Genomic DNA, 18776 nt, shown 5'->3' with positions numbered 1-18776 from the left:
ATCTAAGGGTTTGGAAATTTATTATAACGCATCCAAAATGGTGCGCATTTTATTATTAGTTTCTGCGTACTCTTCATCCGCATCAGAATCGGCTACGACGCCACATCCTGCATAGGCATAAAGAACATTATCCATAATGAGGGCAGATCGAATAGCAACGATGACAATGCCGTCCCCCATATCTTTCATAAAGCCAAAAGGTGCTGCATACATGCCGCGCTCATGAGCTTCGTACTTTTGTAGCAATGCCAACGCCTTTTCTCGCGGTTCACCACCGAGAGCCGGTGTAGGATGTAGCAACTTTGCCCATTCCACGAGGGATTTTGTGCTATCCTTTGCAGTAATAATGGTGCGCAAATGATAGAGATGCGCCAGCTCCATGATACCCGTTTCACCTATTATAACCTCCGGAGTAATAGATTTCATGATATCCACAATACGGTCACGGACGATATTATGTTCAAAGAGATTTTTCTTATCCGTTAACAGTTGTTCCTTAGTCCACGCATTTGGTCCATGTTTAGGCGCTGTCCCCGCCAAGGCATAGCTGAGAATTTCACTACCTCGATGGCGAACTAGAATCTCTGGCGATGCACCCACAAAGGTGCGTCCATCCTTTTCGTAACCAAAGATAAAGCAATTTGGATTATTATCTACTAAATTTGCTAAAATACTTGCCACATTGTATGGTGTTTCACTAGTAAACTGTACCTCTCGAGAAGAAACGACCTTCGTCATTTCACCACTACTAATACCATCAGCGATAGCGTTCATCAAACTATCCCAAGCCGCCTTATCATCACTGGTTTCCTTGTAGTTATGGCGAACTCGAGGCACCTCGAAATCTGTAATAGGGACGCTTTCACCAGCGTGCAAGTAGAAAGACTCCCCATTTTCTACGATATAGTAATGGGTGAAAGCAATCATTTCATGGCCCATGCCAGCCCATTTAGGGTCCTTAGAGTTTTCAAAAAAAGTATCTCCATAAAACACGTAAGCGTAATTATGGCGATCTTCATCATCTTTGACCGTCGCCAAACGTTTAGCGCCTACAACGATGCGGTCACTTTGACGATCCACCCAAAATACGCGTTCTTCGTTGGGAAAATTCAGCCAAAAGGCTACCGGACTATTCAGTTCTAACGGTTCTTTATTATATATCATAGTTGTATATCGCTATTAAGAAATAAAATAGACTATAGTAAAAACACCTAACGTGTAGAAGATTTACTTCTACACGTCAGGCGTCATCAATAAGTTTCCAAATTTTTGAGATGAGCCTAACGCCATCACACGTCGATGGGCCCTCTTTATATCTAATTTATTATATCATAGGTAACAGTTAAAAGGTAGAAAATAAAACCTCTACACCGCATGCGTCGTGCATGAATGTAGAGGTTTTCATTATATTCAAAATGTTGTTACTTTATTTAAAAGCCTTAGCCCCAATATCTGTACGATATTGCATGCCTTCAAAGTCGATATGCTCTATACGTCCATAGGCTCTATCAAGTGCCGTTCTAAGGTCTTTACCAAGGCCAACAACACCGAGCACACGACCGCCATTAGTGACATAGTTTTCACCAACAAGCTTTGTACCAGAGTGGAATACGATGGTTGTGTCATATTGTTTAATATCTCCACTGATGACATCGCCCTTTGATGAAGTTTCAGGATAACCCTTAGAAGCAAGGATAACGCAAGCCGCTGAGGAATCTTTCCATTTCACCATATTAGAGGTTAATGTGCCCTTAGCACAGACCATCATAATCTCACCTAAATCACTATCCAGTAGCGGCAATACAACTTGTGTTTCAGGATCACCAAAGCGCGCATTGAATTCTACCACCTTAGGACCTTCGTCAGTAATCATAAGCCCCGCGTAAAGGCAGCCTACATACGGCATGCCTTCTTTTTCCATAGCCGCTACCATAGGTTCTAAGATGGTTTTCATCGCTGCGTCCCGCAATGCATCTGTAAGAACGGGGGCCGGTGCATAGGTCCCCATGCCACCTGTATTAGGCCCTTTATCACCATCAAAGATGCGTTTATGATCTTGAGAGGCAATCATAGGAACTACGGTCTTGCCATCTACAAAGGCTAATAAACTAGCCTCTTCGCCTTCCATAAACTCTTCGATAACAACGGTGCTGCCTGCATCACCGAATCGATTACCACTGAGCATATCTTCTACGGCTGCATTCGCTTCATCGATGGTCATGGCTACTACAACACCCTTCCCTGCCGCCAAGCCGTCAGCTTTAACAACAATAGGAGCTCCTGTTTGGGCAATAAAAGCTTTCGCTTCATCTACCTTGTGGAATACACCATACGCAGCAGTGGGAATATTGTATTTTTTCATGAGGTCTTTAGCAAATACCTTTGAACCCTCTAGTTGAGCGGCTGCTTTGGATGGACCAAAAACTGGAATTCCCGCCTTATTAAGTACATCTGCTAAGCCCGCTACTAAAGGAGCCTCAGGCCCAACAACAACTAAATCAACTTGATTATCTTTCAAAAAGCTAATTAAATGATCGCTTTGTTGCCAATCGATGCCAACTAGCTCTGCACAATCTGACATAGCCGCGCTACCAGGAATAGCATATACCTTTGTTACGCTAGGGCTGATGGACAATCGCCACGCCAATGCATGTTCACGGCCGCCGCTACCGATTACACATACTTTCATAAGTCCTCCATCGGCGCCTAAACGCCATCAAATCCATAATAATATAAACACATAACGGGGCCACTCCAAACATCAATAATTGTTGACCGTTCAATAGATATTTTGCCCTAATAGTTCTTAACAATCCGCTAAAATTCTTAACTAGTTAATGTTTAAAGTGACGAATGTTTGTAAATACCATAGCGATGCCCGCTTCATCAGCCGCTTTGATGGACTCTTCGTCGCGAATAGAGCCACCTGGTTGAATAATAGCTGCAATGCCATGCTTTGCCGCTGTTTCTACGGTATCTCCAAATGGGAAGAATGCATCGGATGCTAATACAGCGCCTTTAGCGGCTTCCCCGGCTTGTTCAAGAGCAATTTTTGCAGAACCTACGCGATTCATTTGACCGGCCCCAACTCCAAGAGTACGCTTTTCATTAGAAATCAAAATCGCATTGGATTTTACATGTTTTACGAGTTTCCATGCAAATTCAAGAGCTTTCCATTGTTCCTCTGTCGGTTGTACCTTCGTAACAACTTTATAATTAACGCGGTCTTCTAAGATATCGTCTTCTGTTTGCACTAATAAACCACCAGACACCTTCTTTACTGTCACTTGACCAGATTCCGGCTTAGATAGTTCAATGAGACGAATATTCTTCTTAGCTTCAAGAATTTCTAATGCTTCTTTTGTGAAAGCAGGTGCCATAATAACTTCTAAGAAAATTTTGCTCATTTCTCCGGCAGTAGCTGCATCTACTTCACGGTTTAAGGCTACGATGCCACCAAAGGCGGATACGGAATCAGCTTCGTACGCATTTATATAGGCATCATGTAATGTAGATGCAGTAGCGGCACCACATGGGTTCGTATGCTTAATAATACATGCAGCTGGCTCAGTAAACTCCCATACCATATTCCATGCCGCTTCCATGTCTACAATATTGTTATAGGAAAGCTCTTTGCCATGTAATTGTTTCAAGGCCCCCATGCCATGAGCTGTACCAATTTCTTTATAGAATGCGGCTTGTTGATGCGGATTTTCCCCATATCTAAGATCTGTTACCTTCTCATAAGCACTCAAATATTCAGGAGGTGTAGGGCCTTCATTCAAGATTCCACTCATATAATTAGCAATGGCCACATCGTAAGCCGCCGTATGAGCAAAGGCTTCTTTGGCAAGTCCAAAGCGATATTCCTTAGTCAATTCACCTTGATCCTTGAGCATCTCTAAGATTTCATCGTAATGATTTGGATTTACTACGATACCCACAAAGGCATGATTCTTTGCTGCAGAACGAACCATCGTAGGACCACCAATATCGATATTTTCGATGGCCTCTTCTAAGGATACATTAGGTTTTGCAATGGTTTCGCGGAACGGGTAAAGATTGACTACAACAAGGTCGATTGGTTCAATACCATGTTCTGCCATAGCTTGTTGATGCTCCGCATTATCACGGATCGCCAAAATACCACCATGCACCTTAGGATGTAATGTCTTTACGCGGCCATCCATCATTTCAGGAAAATCAGTCAAAGACTCTACCGATTTTGCCGGAATACCTGCTTCAGTTATGACTTTAAGGGTCCCACCTGTGGAATAAATGGTTACCCCTAAATCAACTAAACCTTTCGCAAAGTCTACAATACCTGTTTTATCAGAAACACTAAGTAATGCATTTTTAATCATCTAACGTCTTCCTTTGCTTACACATCAATCTTCAATATATACAACACGACCTTTTATAGTGAGCTTATCCTCACAAAATAGTCGTAACGCCTCTTTATATGTTTTATGTTCAATAGGCAATAATCTATCACTCAGGGTATCCTCTGTATCCTCCGGTAATAAAGGAACCGTATTCTGCATAATGATAGGCCCCGTATCCATTCCGGCATCAACAAAGTGTACCGTACAACCGGTTACCTTTACTCCCGCATCAATAGCTTGTTGATGTCCATGTAGTCCCGGAAAGGATGGCAACAAGGCAGGATGGATATTTAAAATTCTATGCTCATAGTGCTCAATCAATGGAGCCCCTACAATGCGCATATATCCAGCCAAAACGATACCATCTATCTTATAGGGCTCTAACGCATCTAACTGGGCTTGTTCAAAGCTAGCTTTAGAATCATAGTCGCTACGCTCGATGACAATGAGTGGGATATTCCAAGGTTTAGAACGTTCAACAATCCCTGCATCACCGTGATCTGTAATGATAACTACAAACTCACCATTAATATATCCTTCTTGCATGGCTTTATAGAGGGCTTCCCCATTGGAGCCTCTACCGCTTGCGAATAGAGCTAGACGTTTTTTAACTACGGAACTGGTCATTAAATACCGCCCCTTTTACAACAACTGGTCCTTCGCCTTTAACGATATGACCAATTTCATATACCGCTTCATTACGACTTTCAAGATTTGCCTTTACTCGATCCACATCCGCAGCGTCCACTATGAGGATCATGCCAATGCCCATGTTAAAAGTACGGTACATTTCATGCCAATCTACATTGCCCCATTCTTGTAGCTTTTCAAAAACTGGAAGGCGAGGCCATGTATCACAATCGATCTCTGCCGTTACTCCCGTAGGTAAGACGCGAGGAATATTTTCATAGAAACCGCCGCCCGTAATATGAACCATACCTCTAATTAAATCTTCTTTAATCAACGGTAATACAGCTTTAGGGTATAAGCGCGTTGGCGTTAATAATTCTTCTCCCAGTGTTTTGCCAAATTCAGGAATATCTTGATCAATGGAGAAACCCTTATGATCAAATACAATTTTACGAACTAACGAGAAGCCATTAGAATGAACCCCAGAAGATGGTAACCCAAGAATAACGTCTCCTGCCTTGATACTTTCACCAGTAATCAATTTAGAACGATCTACGATACCAACGGCAAAACCAGCTACATCATAATCCTTATCATCGTAGAAACCTGCCATCTCAGCAGTTTCACCGCCTAGTAAGGCGCAGCCAGATTCTTCACAAGCCTCAGCTACACCACGTACGATATCCGCCACTTTTACAGGCTCTAGTTTGCCAACCGCAATATAATCAAGGAAGAATAAAGGTGTAGCACCTTGTACGAGGATATCATTAACACTCATAGCTACACAGTCTTGACCGATAGTATCATGTTTATCCATCATAATAGCGAGACGTAATTTGGTGCCCACCCCATCTGTACCAGATACGAGCATAGGATCAGACATAGCATAACCAGCTAAGGAATAGAGTCCCCCAAAACCACCTAAATCACCAACAACACCCGGTGTATACGTCCGTTTAACAGATTCTTTCATCAGTTCTACGGCGCGATTACCTGCATCGATATCAACACCTGCATCGCGATAGGTTAAACTAGTTTTATTCGAGCACATATTTGACCCCTTCCTCTTGGTCCGCAGGAACCGCTACACTATAATCACCATTGAAACATGCAAAACATAAATCATCTGGCTTTACATCGGATACAGCACGACATAGGCCTTCACGAGACAAGTAATGTAATTTATCAGCCTTGATAAAATCTCTAATTTCATCCACTGTATGAGTAGCTGCTATAAGTTCTTTACGCACTGATGTATCAATGCCATAGTGACAGGAATACTCAATAGTTGGAGAACTAATACACATATAAATCTCTTTAGCACCAGCCTCTTTTAGCATTTTCACAATGATACCACTCGTAGTACCGCGCACAATAGAATCATCAATAAGGACGATACGCTTGCCTCCAACAATATGTGGCAATGCATTTAGCTTCATACGAACAGCTAATTCTCGTTCCTCTTGATTTGGTTTAATAAAGGTACGACCGCTATAACGGTTCTTAACTAAACCTTCCGCAAAAGGGATACCCGATGCACGAGCATAACCTAATGCAGCTGTTGTACCGGAATCTGGAATGGACATTACGATGTCTGCATCATACTTAGTTTCGTTATATAGTTCGCGGCCCATATTTAGCCGAGATTGATATACGGATTGACCATCGATATGACTATCGCCACGTGCAAAATAGATGTATTCAAAGACGCAAAGTTTTTTGTCGATTTTTTCTGGTTCCGCATACATAGTACTACGCACACCAGAGTCATCGATGATAACCATTTCACCAGGATCTATATGACGAATAAACTCTGCCTTAATCGCATCAAAAGCACAGCTTTCACTAGAGAGCACATAACCATTTTCAGTTTTACCTAAACAAAGTGGTCTAAATCCTTGAGGGTCTCGTACACCTACCAAAGAGTCGTTCGTAGTAATGACTAAAGAGAACGCCCCTTCAATTTGACGCGCCGCATCGGCAATCCGTTCCGCTTGTGTTTCTGCTTTAGAACGGGCTATCAAGTTTACGATAACCTCAGAATCCATCGTCGTTTGAAAGATGGAACCATCGGCTTCGAGGCGTTTTCGAATAGATAAGGCATTCGTTAAGTTTCCATTGTGAGCCACCGCAATTTGACCGCCTTGGTAGTGAATAACCAAAGGCTGGATATTACGCGGATTATTGGACCCGGTCGTAGAGTACCGCACATGACCAGTCCCCATATAGCTTGGCAAAGATGGTAATTCTTTAATAGCTTCAGTCAACAAGCCCATGCCTTTTTTCAGTTCTACATCATGACCATCGGTAACAGCAATGCCCGCACTTTCTTGACCACGATGTTGGAGAGCAAATAGTCCCCAATATACATAGCGTGCTACATCAACGGTCCTATCATAGATGCCGAACACACCACACTCTTCGTGCCATTTATCAAAAACAGAATCGTAGTTCATCTTCCCCCCTATTAGGCACGCTCACCTGTAAGACGGAATAACATTTCCTTATATGCTTCTTCAATATTACCAAGATCTCGACGGAAACGGTCTTTGTCGAGTTTTTCACCAGTTGTAGCATCCCAGAAACGGCATGTATCAGGAGAAATTTCATCACCCAATAAAACTTCACCATTATGGGTACCAAATTCTACCTTGAAATCTACAAGGGTCACATTTTTAGTAGCCAAAAATTTCTTCAATATATCATTTACCTTTAAAGTAATTGTAGAAATTACATCAAGTTGTTCTTGAGTAGCCCAACCAAGTGCTGTAATTTGGGATTCATTGGCAAATGGATCGCCTAATTCATCATTTTTGTAGCAGAATTCAAGGATTGGATGTTTAAGTGGTGTACCTTCTTCAATGCCAAAGCGTTTAGCCATCGAACCTGCCGCAATATTACGAACAATAACTTCAAGAGGAACTATTTTCAATGCAAGTACTGTTTGGTTGCGATCATCTTCACGACGAACGAAATGAGTTGGTACGCCTTCTTTTTTCAACAATTCAAAGAAGAAAGAGGAAATTTTGTTATTCAATACGCCTTTACCAAGGATGGTGTCATGTTTTTCACCATTAAATGCAGTGGCATCATCTTTGTAATGAACGATGTACTCATCTTTGTTATCTGTTGCATATACTTGTTTTGCTTTGCCTTCGTACAATAATGTTAATTTTTCCAAATCGATGTTAGCCATGATCTTTCTCCTTTATCATAAATTAATGATACAAACTATGTAATAGATATCTAAATAAACTGTTTTTCTTAACCAATATTTAATCGCCGATGATTTATATGATTAAATATGAATAGCACCTTGTAATTCTGCATTGTCTGCTAAGACTTTTTCAGCCATATCTTTACGATATTCTTGATATTGTTCTTTCAGGTCTTTATTGAAAGCTGCCCCAATTTGTACTGCAAAGAGCGCTGCATTTTTAGCACCATCTACAGCCATAGTTGCTACAGGCATGCCAGATGGCATTTGTACAATAGCAAGTAGAGAATCAATACCTTTTAATGCGGTTGCATTAAGTGGGATGCCGATAACAGGTAGTGTAGTGAAGCTCGCCACCACACCAGGTAGGTGAGCCGCTGCGCCTGCACCAGCAATAAAAGCGATAGCCCCTTCATCTTCAAGTCGTGTAACAAAATTCTTTACAGCCTCTGGGGTACGATGAGCTGAGGCAATAACCATTTCATAGGGAATGTTAAATTCATCAAGTACGGCAGATGCTTTTTTCATTGTGTCCAGGTCAGACTTGCTGCCCATGATAATACCGACCTTCATAGATCCTCCTAATAAAAAAGCCCAGCCGAAACAGACTGGGACAAATGCGCACAAGTAGCCTCCGTAGACTTGCTTTGAATTTGTTGATTTGCATAGTTCACGGTGCTACCTCCTTCTTGTACTCAAATTGTAACACCTAACATTTACAAAATCAATACTATTTTCGAATATTTTTTTATTAAATATTTTTATTATTCGTTATATTCCGAACTATTATAAAAAGGTAGATTGCATCATATAAATTAAACTTAAATAAATCTGCAAAATAGAATACTGCCTTTGCAATCTTATAACAGCATAAATTTATTCTATCAATCATAATATTTGTATGGTTTTGCTTATCCATATAAAAAAGCGGATAACCCGGTTAAAAACAGGTTATCCGCTTTTCATAATTCCGAACATTAGACCACTTAACTTGTATCTATTATTGATTAGTGAGTACCACTTTCAAAGGCAGCTTTCAATTCACCTACAGATTCTGGAATATAATCTACGATAGAAGACATCAATGCATACATCAATGCCGGCTCGAACGCATCATCACCACACATATATACGCAATCCAAGTATAGGCTAGAATCTTGTTCATCAATATATAGTTTATAATTTTTATATGTCGCATTGTCACGATTAATTAATGCATTCAAAGCATTCATATTTTGTGCTGTTACCTTTTCAGGTCCTAACACTAAACGAACTACACTATAAATACTGTTATCGAGAATGACGAATAAAGGCATATCCCATAAAGGAGACTTGATATAAGAACGATATACTACTGTACCATCTTCATCATCAAAATCCTTCCGTTCAAAAGATATGATTTCTTCTTCTTTCAAGAACTTATCAAATAATAAGGATTTAGGATTCATAACAACCTCTATTAAGCTAAACCAGCTACTTTAAGAATATCTTTATGTACAGCATCTAAATGCGGTTGAATTACTTCGAGCAAAAGATTTACTACTACAGTAGGATCAAATTGTTCATTTAAACATGGCATAGACACATCCATATAAATATTATTGTCTTCAACGCTCACATAATATTTTGACACTTTATAATCTTGATTTAACGTGTTAAGCTCTTTCAACACGGCAGGAATCACTTTTTCATCAATAGATGTTGTTGTGATAGCAATGCGTGCATAAGTGAACGCAGAATCGTCTACAACGATGAACACAGGTAGACTATGCTCATGAACATCCAAACGACCATGATATACAACTGTATTAAGATCGTCTGTCATTTCTTCCTTAGTAAACCAAGTGTTGCCGCCTTTGTTAAGATCAGCAACGAGTAAGTCGAATTTTTCTGCTTTTTTATTCATAATTCCCTCAAACAATAATCAGACTAATTAGTCTTCGATAAACACACAACCATTATCTTTGAATTCTTTAATGCGAACTAAAGACTCTACACGATAGCCCGCATTTTCGAGGCGTTCACGACCAGGTTGGAAGGATTTCTCGATAGCAATCGCCATTCCTACCACTTCATCACCTGCGTCTTGAACCAATTTAGCAAGGCCCATAGCAGCCTCGCCAGATGCCAAGAAGTCATCAATAATCAACACTTTTTCACCAGCTGGCAAGAATTTTTTAGAAATAGTGATATCATAATTCTCTTCTTTTGTATAAGAGTACACAACACTATGATATACATCATCTACCATAAGGATGGATTTTTTCTTACGCGCAAATACCAATGGCACGTCCAGTTCAAGCGCGGCCATCAACGCCAACGCAATGCCAGATGCTTCGATGGTAACAATACGTTGTACACCTGCATCACGGTAACGATCCGCGATTTCTTTACCAATTGCCTTAAACAATTGTGGATCGATTTGATGGTTTAAGAAACCATCTACTTTTAGCACTCGATTATTGAGGACAATTCCCTCTTCACGAATGCGTTCTTTTAATAATTCCATGTGCTCATACCTCCGCATAACTATCTTTAAATTTTAACGTAAACAACCCCTTAGGGTCAACCTATATCTAGTAAAAGTCTTATAATATAATCCATAAATATCATTGCAAATAAGACTTAAATATTTTGTATATGAATTATATAACTCAACTGCTTTATAGGAATATAATATAGCACGGTAAAACTTACACTAATATATAAAAAGACACACTTTAAGAAAGTTTCCTAAAGTATGTCTTTAAACATGTCTTTTTCTTATAAAACTTTATCTCGAGTACTTTCACGATTAACTAGCAAGGACGTAAATCTTGCAGCCCCTTCAGATTGAGGAACCAAGCGAGAACGCACAAGCACAATGTCCCGTGTTGGTACTGGAATATCTGTATCGATACGCACAATCGTCCCTTCTTGCATTTTTTGTTGCACCACATGGTTAGGCAACATGGAAATACCCATATTAATTTCTACAAGATCTAGTAATACATCGACGCTACCCAATTCAAAGCGAGGCTTACGACAAGCACCATGTGTTACATCGTCAAAGAATGTACGACTAGCAGAGCCTTTATGCAAGAGTAAAATAGGCTCGTTAAGAAGGCGCCCTTGATCAAAGAACCCTGCCCCTTTATAGTCAGGACCGCCAACAAAGACATCTTGAATTGTAGCTAGCGTAGTTACCTCTAACTGAGGATTATCTCTCAATCCCTCATAATCATTAACCACAGCTAATTGCGCCTCTTTATTGAGTACCAATTCTACACAATCAGGAGACGGACGATTGATAATATGTAAGCCAATTTCACTTTCTTGTAATTGCCATTTATGGAAATAAGGCAATAAGAAATGGCGACACAAAGTATCTGTGGCAGCCAAATTTAAACTTTCATAAGCTTGGCTAACGCGTTCTTGTAATTGGGTAACTCCATTATCAAGAATGGAGAAAGCTTTAGCTACCGTATCAAACAACTCTTTGCCTTCTGGCGTGAACCCTACAGATTTTGTAGTACGCACGAAGAGGGGCATATTAAGTTCCCCTTCTAATTGTTTAATACTTTGACTAATGGCGGATTGGGACACGCCTAATTCTTTTGCGGCACGGGAAAAGGATAAATATAAGCCTACCCCTAAAAAGGTTCTATATAAATCTGCAGATACTGCCATTTTATTCACCTCTGTTATATACTAATAGTAACGTCTTACTTTTAAATACACATATCATTACCCTATTATAACTATAGACTCTCAATATATAATGAATATGTAGAAATCTTCATGAAAGTTAGGTCTTATGACCTTCATGAACTTTTCATATTTATTAGTATTTCTAATCTTTTAATTAGTAAGATTATCTTTACTTATAAGTCTAGACCGACTATACTTAATTTGTCAATATCCCATAGGGAATTATATACATTACAGGAGGCTACAATGGCTATACAACGATTATTCGTAACAAAACGAGAATCTTTCAACCTAGAAGCGCAACGCATGTTACAAACCTTACAACAGGAATTATCTATGCCTGCTACAGATGTGACTATCTATGAGCGATACGACATCGAAAATTTAGATGCAAAAGATCTAGAGTCTGCTAAAAATTTAATTTTTTCTGAACCTCCTGTAGATACTGTATTAGAAGAAATTCCAAGTGTACAAGGCTTTGTATTTGCTGTTGAATATGTGCCAGGTCAATACGATCAACGTGCTGATAGCGCAGAGCAATGTATTTCTATGCTCACACTTACATCCGGCCACATCGTGCGTTGTGCTCGCGTATATGCTATCGAGGGCACCTTTACAAAAGAACAAGAAAATGTCATTAAGGCCTACTACATTAACCCTGTTGATTCCCGCGAAGCGAGCCTTGACGTACCAAATACCTTAGCTCTCGATTTAGAAGATCCAAAACCGGTGGCAACAATCGATGGCTTTACTACGATGAGCAATGATGATTTAGAAGCTCTCATCAAGAACTACGGTCTTGCTATGACATTAGCAGACCTTCAAATGATTAGACAACAATACGCAGAGGTGGAACACCGCGATCCTACGATTACAGAAATTCGCCTCTTCGATACATATTGGTCTGACCATTGCCGTCACACTACCTTTATGACCGAGTTAACAGATATTACCATTGAAGACAGCCGCTTCACCGGTTCTATAAAGGAAGCCTTCGAAGAATATATGGAAGGCCGTGCTGAGCTCTACACGACTAAGAAAAAAGCTCGCTCCCTCATGGACATGGCTACATTGGCTGTAAAAGAATTACGCCACGCTGGAGGACTTACAAATCTCGATGAATCTGATGAAATCAATGCATGTACAATCATCGTCCCTGTCGATGTAGATGGCAAGACTGAAGAATGGTTGTTACTATTCAAAAACGAAACTCATAACCACCCTACTGAAATCGAACCATTTGGGGGCGCAGCTACCTGCTTAGGTGGTTGTATTCGCGACCCATTGAGCGGTCGCGCCTACGTATACCAAGCTATGCGCATCACAGGCTCTGGCGATCCACATACAAGACTTGAAGATACATTGGAAGGCAAATTACCACAAAGAAAGATCACCCAAGAAGCAGCTCGTGGTTACTCCTCTTACGGCAACCAAATCGGCCTTGCTACAGGTGAAGTAAAAGAATATTACCATCCTGGCTACGTAGCAAAGCGCATGGAAATCGGCGCAGTTATCGGTGCTGCACCTCGCAACCAAGTTCGCCGTGAGGTACCAGTTGCAGGCGATGTGATAGTATTGCTAGGTGGTAAAACTGGCCGTGATGGCTGTGGTGGCGCTACAGGTTCCTCTAAAGAACATACTGTTGAATCTCTATCCACATGCGGTGCAGAAGTCCAAAAAGGCAATGCTCTTACAGAGCGCAAAATCCAACGCTTATTCCGTCGTGGCGAAGTAACGACACTTATCAAACGTTGTAATGACTTTGGTGCAGGCGGTGTATCTGTCGCTATCGGTGAACTAACTGATGGTGTATCAATCAATCTCGACTTAGTCCCTAAAAAATATGCTGGCCTTGATGGTACAGAGTTAGCCATCTCTGAATCCCAAGAGCGCATGGCCTGTGTCATCGCTGCTTCTGATGTAGAGGCATTCAAAGCTTACTGCGACGAAGAAAACTTGGAGTGCACAGTTGTAGCTAAGGTAACTGATACAAATCGCCTTGTTATGAACTGGAATGGCGAAACAATTGTAGATATTAGCCGCGACTTTTTAAATACAAATGGTGCTAGTCAACAACAAGAAGCTATCGTAAAAGCTCCTACAGATCGATCCTACTTCTTACGTGGTTCAGCTAGTGCAGATAACTTCAAGGAAAAATGGCTCGCAGCTGTATCCGATTTAAATGCAGCATCCCAACAAGGCTTAGCAGAACGCTTTGACAGCACTGTGGGCGCCAATACAGTCCTCATGCCATTCGGTGGCAAATTCCAAAAAACGCCTACCCAAGGCATGGTTGCTAAATTACCGGTTCTAAACGGTGAAACTACAACGGCTAGTATTATGACTCATGGTTTTGTGCCTGAGTTATCTGCATGGAGCCCTTATCATGGTGCGCAATATGCAGTACTTTTATCTGTAGCAAAATTAGTAGCTCTTGGCGGTCGCCGAGAAGACGCATACTTAACATTACAAGAATATTTTGAACGCCTCAACTCCAAAGAATCTTGGGGTAAGCCAGTAGCAGCTTTACTTGGTGCTTATAAAGCACAAAAAGAACTTGAAATCGGCGCTATCGGCGGCAAGGACTCTATGAGCGGTACATTTATGGATCTTACCGTTCCCCCTACCCTCGTATCCTTTGCGGTTGGTACAGCTCATGTAGATAATATCGTGAGCCAAGACCTTAAAGGCGTGGATCACCGCCTCGTATTCTTCGATGTACCTCGTACATACGATGACACCCCTGATTGGGATCGATTCAAAGAAAACTGCGATATACTACAAGAACAAATTGAAAAAGGTCGCGTTTACTCTGCCTATGTAGTTGATCAAGGCGGCATTCCTGAAGCAGTCACTAAAATGGCCCTTGGCAACAATATTGGTGTTAAATTCGATAAATACGCTGAACGTGGTATCTTCCAACCAGCCCTTGGTTCCTTCATCGTTGAAGTAGATATTACGGCTGTTAATTATCTTTTAGAGTTACCTGATGTGAAAGTTATCGGTGTAACCCAAGCCACACCTGTTATCGAATGGGAAGGACAATCTGTTTCTCTCAAAGAAATACAAGCTGCTTATGAAGCACCTCTAAACGATATTTTCCCTATGCATGCACCAAACGGCTTTGGTGAAGCAGTTGCTTATATTCATGATCAACACGCTAAACCTCGCAGCACTTCCCTAGGTGCCAAACCAAAAGTTCTTATTCCAGTATTCCCTGGCACTAACTGCGAATTTGACTCTGCTCGTGCCTTTGAACGAGCTGGTGCAGAAATAGATATCGTGCTCATTCGCAACCAAACTCCAGAACAACTAAAAGAATCTATCGACGTAATCAGAGCTAAATTAGCAGAGTCTCAAATTCTTATGTTCCCAGGAGGTTTCAGTGCCGGTGATGAGCCGGATGGTTCTGGTAAATTCATAGCCACCCTCTTCCGCAACCCATACCTTGCAGAAGGTTTAGAAAACCTCTTGTACAAACAAGATGGCCTTGTATTAGGTATTTGTAACGGCTTCCAAGCGCTCATCAAGTTAGGCTTATTACCTGCTGGACATATTGAAATGTTAACTGCAGATCATCCTACATTGACATACAATACTATTGGTCGTCACTTATCTCGCATGGTTAATACGAAAGTTATTTCCACAAAATCCCCTTGGATGAGTGATGCCAAGGCAGGTGAAATTTACACAGTACCAATTTCTCACGGCGAAGGTCGCTTTATAGCTTCTCCTCAACAAGTGTTGGAGTTCAATAAAACTGGCCAAATCGCTACACAATATGTAGACTTTGATGGTATCGCCTCCATGGATAGTCGCTTCAATCCTAACCAGTCTGTAGCTGCTATCGAAGGTATTTATAGTCCTGATGGTCGCGTATTCGGCAAAATGGCACACTCCGAACGCTGTGGTGCAGGCATCAGCAAAAATATTCCTGGCCAATTAGAAATGCCAATCTTTACATCTGGTGTAAAATACTTCAAATAATTGGTCACTATGAACTTTCATGTGAAAGTCTACTTCTTCAAGTAGGCTTTTTCAATATTGATTTTTTTCGAAAATATTAGTATTATAAATTGATACTATATTTACAGACATGAGTTCTCATGTAAAGCTATACATACCTAGTGTGGGTTAAGAAAGGATTTTATTATGCATTGTGCTCAGAAAATGACTCATAATATCTACTGGATTGGTAGTAATGACTGGACAACAGAACGTTTCGAAAACTTATTTCCTATTCCAAATGGTGTTAGCTATAACAGCTATTTCATCGACGATGAAAAGACTTGTGTGGTAGACTCTGTAGATGCTGAAATTCGTGAAGAGTACTTCGACAACTTGACTCACCTCTTAAATAGTCGTGAACTTGATTACATCGTCGTAAACCATATGGAGCCTGATCATTGCCAAACATTATTGGAAACATTGGAACGGTATCCAAATTGTAAAATGGTAGGTAATGCTACAACATTCCGCATGTTTGAGCAATTCTATAACACTCCAAAACCAGAACAATACCATCAAATTAAAGAAGGCGATGAAATCTGTTTAGGTAAACATACTTTGGTTTCTTACACTATGCCTATGGTTCACTGGCCTGAAGTAACTTGTACATACGAAAAATCTACAGGCACATTGTTCTCTGCAGATGCTTTTGGTACATTCGGTACAGTTAATGGTAATATCTTTGCTGATCAAACCGATTTCGTAGCTACATACGAAGAAGAAGCTCGCCGTTACTATACAAATATCGTTGGTAAATATGGACCACAAGTACAAAATGCGCTTCGCAAAATTTCTAGCCTTGATATCAAACGCATTGCTCCACTTCATGGTCCAATCTGGCGCACCCCTGAATCTATCCAATATATCACACACAAATACTTACATTGGTCCAGCTATACAGCTGAGAAAAAAGGTGTTGTTATTGCTTTTGGTTCCATGTACGGCAATACTCGTGCTATTGCTCAACAATTGGCTAAACAACTCTCCAAACGTGGCGTTACAGATATCAAAATTTACGATGTTTCCAAAACTAATGCTTCCTACATCATCTCCGATGCTTGGAAATATACTAACTTGGTAACTATCGCACCTACATATAACTTGAATCTATACCTTACTATGGAAAACTTTATTCATGAATTAAAAGCCCTTAACTTCCAAAACCATAAAGTATCCATCATTGGTAACCACTCTTGGGCTTCCGCTGCGATGAAAACAATGGTTTCCCATTTCGAAAATGACTTCAAAGACATTGAAATCGTTTCCGAACCACTAGATATCAAATCCTCTTTGAAAGAAGAAGATCTTCCATTAATTGAAAAAATGGCAGACGATATCAAAGCATCCATTGAAGCTGCTGAAATTAAAGACGTATTCTAATACAAGAGCCGCCTTTTTAGGCGGCTTTTCTTTTTATATACCAGATTTTATACGCCTAAAACCAAGCTATGATTTTTGGTTTATATCCATTTATTGAGATCAAATACTATATTTTAAAAGCCTTGTAAATATGCAATAATTCTACTATTTTTTTGCTTGACATAAATCTAACTTTTTCATATACTATACAAGTACCTGTTACACAACAGAATACATGGAGAGGTGTCCGAGCGGCTGAAGGAGCATGATTGGAAATCATGTGTGCGGTTATCCCGTACCCAGGGTTCAAATCCCTGTCTCTCCGCCATAGTAAAAGCAGTGCTTTCGCACTGCTTTTTTATTTGCATATAAAGAAAAAGCTATTCGAATTATACTCGAATAGCTTTTTGTATATCACACTATATTAGTTGTGAATTTTCTTTGCAATATCACCGATAATTTCAGGTGTTGTTCTACAACAGCCACCAATGATTTCAGCTCCAGCTTTTCGCCATACCTCAACGTAGTCTACAAATGAAGCAGCATCGCCATACCAAGTTTTAGTTTTACTATCATAGCTTTCACCAAGATTAGGATATACAGCAATCGGTTTATCTGTAACAGTACGAATATCTTTTATCAATGATTCTACATATTCCGGTTTAGTACAATTAATGCCAATCCCCGTAATAGGATGTACCTTATCGATCATTTGTGCACATTTAATAATGGTTTCGCCACTAGAAACATGATGCCCATCCTTACAGGAAAAAGAAATCCACCCGGGAATACCTTTTGATGTAAACGGATCAGACATAGCTCTCGCAATAGCAATCGCTTCAGCATAAGACGGTATAGTTTCAAAGGATAATATGTCTGGATGTTCTTCGCAGAACAATGCTAGCCGTGGAATATGGAATATCTCTAAATATTCTGTTTGCACATCAGGATAACCACGGTATTCAGAGCCATCCGCCAAGAAAGCGCCATAAGGTCCTACAGAGGCTGCCACCAACGGTTTAGGTAAAGCACCTTCAGAAAAATATCTAACCCCCTCAGGAGTCTCTTCGCCAAGTTTAATACCACGCAATGTAAGCGCCCCACTCGCCTTTGCTTCTAAAAACTCATTACGAGCTTGCACGGCTAAACGAACAGATAGTTTAACGAGCTCTATCGCTTCTTCCGTTCCATAACCTAAACCTTTAAAGCCTGCTACTGTCGCTTGATAGCCAGAGCTTTGAATGATATCGGCACCCGCAGCTAAATAAGAAATATGTATTTTCTTGATGATATCTGGCTGATCCATGAGAACCTTAGCAGACCACAACTTATGTTGAATATCACAGCCATAACGCTCTAATTCGGTTCCTAAAGCTCCATCTAAGACGAGGGCGCCCTTTTCCTTAATAATATCTAAAAATGCACTTCGTTTAGCCATCATATCACCCATTCTATACATACCTCATATAACACGAGGCTTACCTAGC

The 18776-nt window shown here is 40.5% G+C and carries 15 protein-coding genes and 1 tRNA gene; 3 read left to right on the top strand and 13 right to left on the bottom strand.

All coding sequences use genetic code 11. The features are described from left to right. Positions 1-21 precede the first annotated feature (21 nt). The 12 genes from HMPREF1865_RS05360 to HMPREF1865_RS05305 all read right to left on the bottom strand — a co-directional run bounded on the left by HMPREF1865_RS05360 (position 22) and on the right by HMPREF1865_RS05305 (position 11901). The gene (locus tag HMPREF1865_RS05360) at positions 22-1164 is read right to left on the bottom strand and encodes an isochorismate synthase (RefSeq protein ID WP_060919448.1); all 1143 of its coding nucleotides are present in this window, start codon (positions 1162-1164) and stop codon (positions 22-24) included. 262 nt (positions 1165-1426) lie between these two features. Continuing rightward, positions 1427-2689 (bottom strand): phosphoribosylamine--glycine ligase, encoded by a 1263-nt coding sequence (purD, locus tag HMPREF1865_RS05355; RefSeq protein WP_060919447.1) that lies wholly within the window; start codon positions 2687-2689, stop codon positions 1427-1429. 145 nt (positions 2690-2834) lie between these two features. After that, positions 2835-4364 (bottom strand): bifunctional phosphoribosylaminoimidazolecarboxamide formyltransferase/IMP cyclohydrolase, encoded by a 1530-nt coding sequence (gene purH / locus HMPREF1865_RS05350; protein ID WP_060919446.1) that lies wholly within the window; start codon positions 4362-4364, stop codon positions 2835-2837. Between the two features lie 24 nt (positions 4365-4388). After that, a complete protein-coding gene (gene purN / locus HMPREF1865_RS05345; protein WP_060919445.1) occupies positions 4389-5012 on the bottom strand; it encodes a phosphoribosylglycinamide formyltransferase in 624 nt (207 codons plus the stop codon). Next, the gene (gene purM, locus HMPREF1865_RS05340) at positions 4993-6066 is read right to left on the bottom strand and encodes a phosphoribosylformylglycinamidine cyclo-ligase (RefSeq protein ID WP_060919444.1); all 1074 of its coding nucleotides are present in this window, start codon (positions 6064-6066) and stop codon (positions 4993-4995) included. Before purM ends, purN begins: the two co-directional genes overlap by 20 nt. After that, the gene (gene purF, locus HMPREF1865_RS05335; protein WP_008602814.1) at positions 6053-7471 is read right to left on the bottom strand and encodes an amidophosphoribosyltransferase; all 1419 of its coding nucleotides are present in this window, start codon (positions 7469-7471) and stop codon (positions 6053-6055) included. The genes purM and purF overlap by 14 nt, the downstream gene beginning before the upstream one ends. 11 nt (positions 7472-7482) lie before the next feature. Next, a complete protein-coding gene (gene purC / locus HMPREF1865_RS05330) occupies positions 7483-8211 on the bottom strand; it encodes a phosphoribosylaminoimidazolesuccinocarboxamide synthase (protein WP_004693728.1) in 729 nt (242 codons plus the stop codon). A 102-nt stretch (positions 8212-8313) separates the two neighbouring features. Further along, positions 8314-8805 (bottom strand): 5-(carboxyamino)imidazole ribonucleotide mutase, encoded by a 492-nt coding sequence (gene purE / locus HMPREF1865_RS05325; RefSeq protein WP_060919443.1) that lies wholly within the window; start codon positions 8803-8805, stop codon positions 8314-8316. Between the two features lie 434 nt (positions 8806-9239). Further along, positions 9240-9680: a hypothetical protein gene (locus tag HMPREF1865_RS05320; protein ID WP_004693734.1), complete on the bottom strand. Its 441-nt coding sequence runs from the start codon at positions 9678-9680 to the stop codon at positions 9240-9242. Between the two features lie 11 nt (positions 9681-9691). Next, on the bottom strand, positions 9692-10138 hold the full coding sequence (locus HMPREF1865_RS05315; RefSeq protein WP_060919442.1) for a hypothetical protein: 447 nt from the start codon (positions 10136-10138) through the stop codon (positions 9692-9694). Positions 10139-10165: 27 nt separating this feature from the next. Continuing rightward, positions 10166-10741 carry a xanthine phosphoribosyltransferase gene (locus HMPREF1865_RS05310; protein WP_004693737.1) on the bottom strand — a complete coding sequence of 192 codons (576 nt, stop codon included), beginning with the start codon at positions 10739-10741 and terminating at the stop codon, positions 10166-10168. Positions 10742-10995: 254 nt separating this feature from the next. After that, a complete protein-coding gene (locus HMPREF1865_RS05305) occupies positions 10996-11901 on the bottom strand; it encodes a LysR family transcriptional regulator (RefSeq protein ID WP_004693739.1) in 906 nt (301 codons plus the stop codon). A gap of 267 nt (positions 11902-12168) precedes the next feature. Here HMPREF1865_RS05305 and HMPREF1865_RS05300 point away from each other — a divergent pair, with 267 nt between their 5' ends. The 3 genes from HMPREF1865_RS05300 to HMPREF1865_RS05290 all read left to right on the top strand — a co-directional run bounded on the left by HMPREF1865_RS05300 (position 12169) and on the right by HMPREF1865_RS05290 (position 17617). Continuing rightward, positions 12169-15909, top strand: coding sequence for a phosphoribosylformylglycinamidine synthase (locus tag HMPREF1865_RS05300; RefSeq protein ID WP_060919441.1), 3741 nt, complete (start codon positions 12169-12171; stop codon positions 15907-15909). A gap of 165 nt (positions 15910-16074) precedes the next feature. After that, entirely contained in the window at positions 16075-17310 is a 1236-nt protein-coding gene (locus HMPREF1865_RS05295) for an FprA family A-type flavoprotein (protein ID WP_060919440.1), read from the top strand. 216 nt (positions 17311-17526) lie between these two features. After that, a tRNA-Ser gene (locus HMPREF1865_RS05290) sits at positions 17527-17617 on the top strand. Between the two features lie 96 nt (positions 17618-17713). Here HMPREF1865_RS05290 and mmuM read toward each other — a convergent pair. Beyond that, positions 17714-18739, bottom strand: a complete 1026-nt coding sequence (gene mmuM / locus HMPREF1865_RS05285) for a homocysteine S-methyltransferase (RefSeq protein ID WP_081094606.1) — start codon at positions 18737-18739, stop codon at positions 17714-17716. Positions 18740-18776: the final 37 nt, after the last annotated feature.

Origin of the sequence: Veillonella parvula (genome assembly GCF_001553335.1) — a bacterium.
Lineage (GTDB): Bacteria > Bacillota > Negativicutes > Veillonellales > Veillonellaceae > Veillonella > Veillonella parvula_S.
The sequence above is the reverse complement of the archived record's forward strand: the minus strand, read 5'-3'. Positions and strand labels throughout refer to the sequence as shown.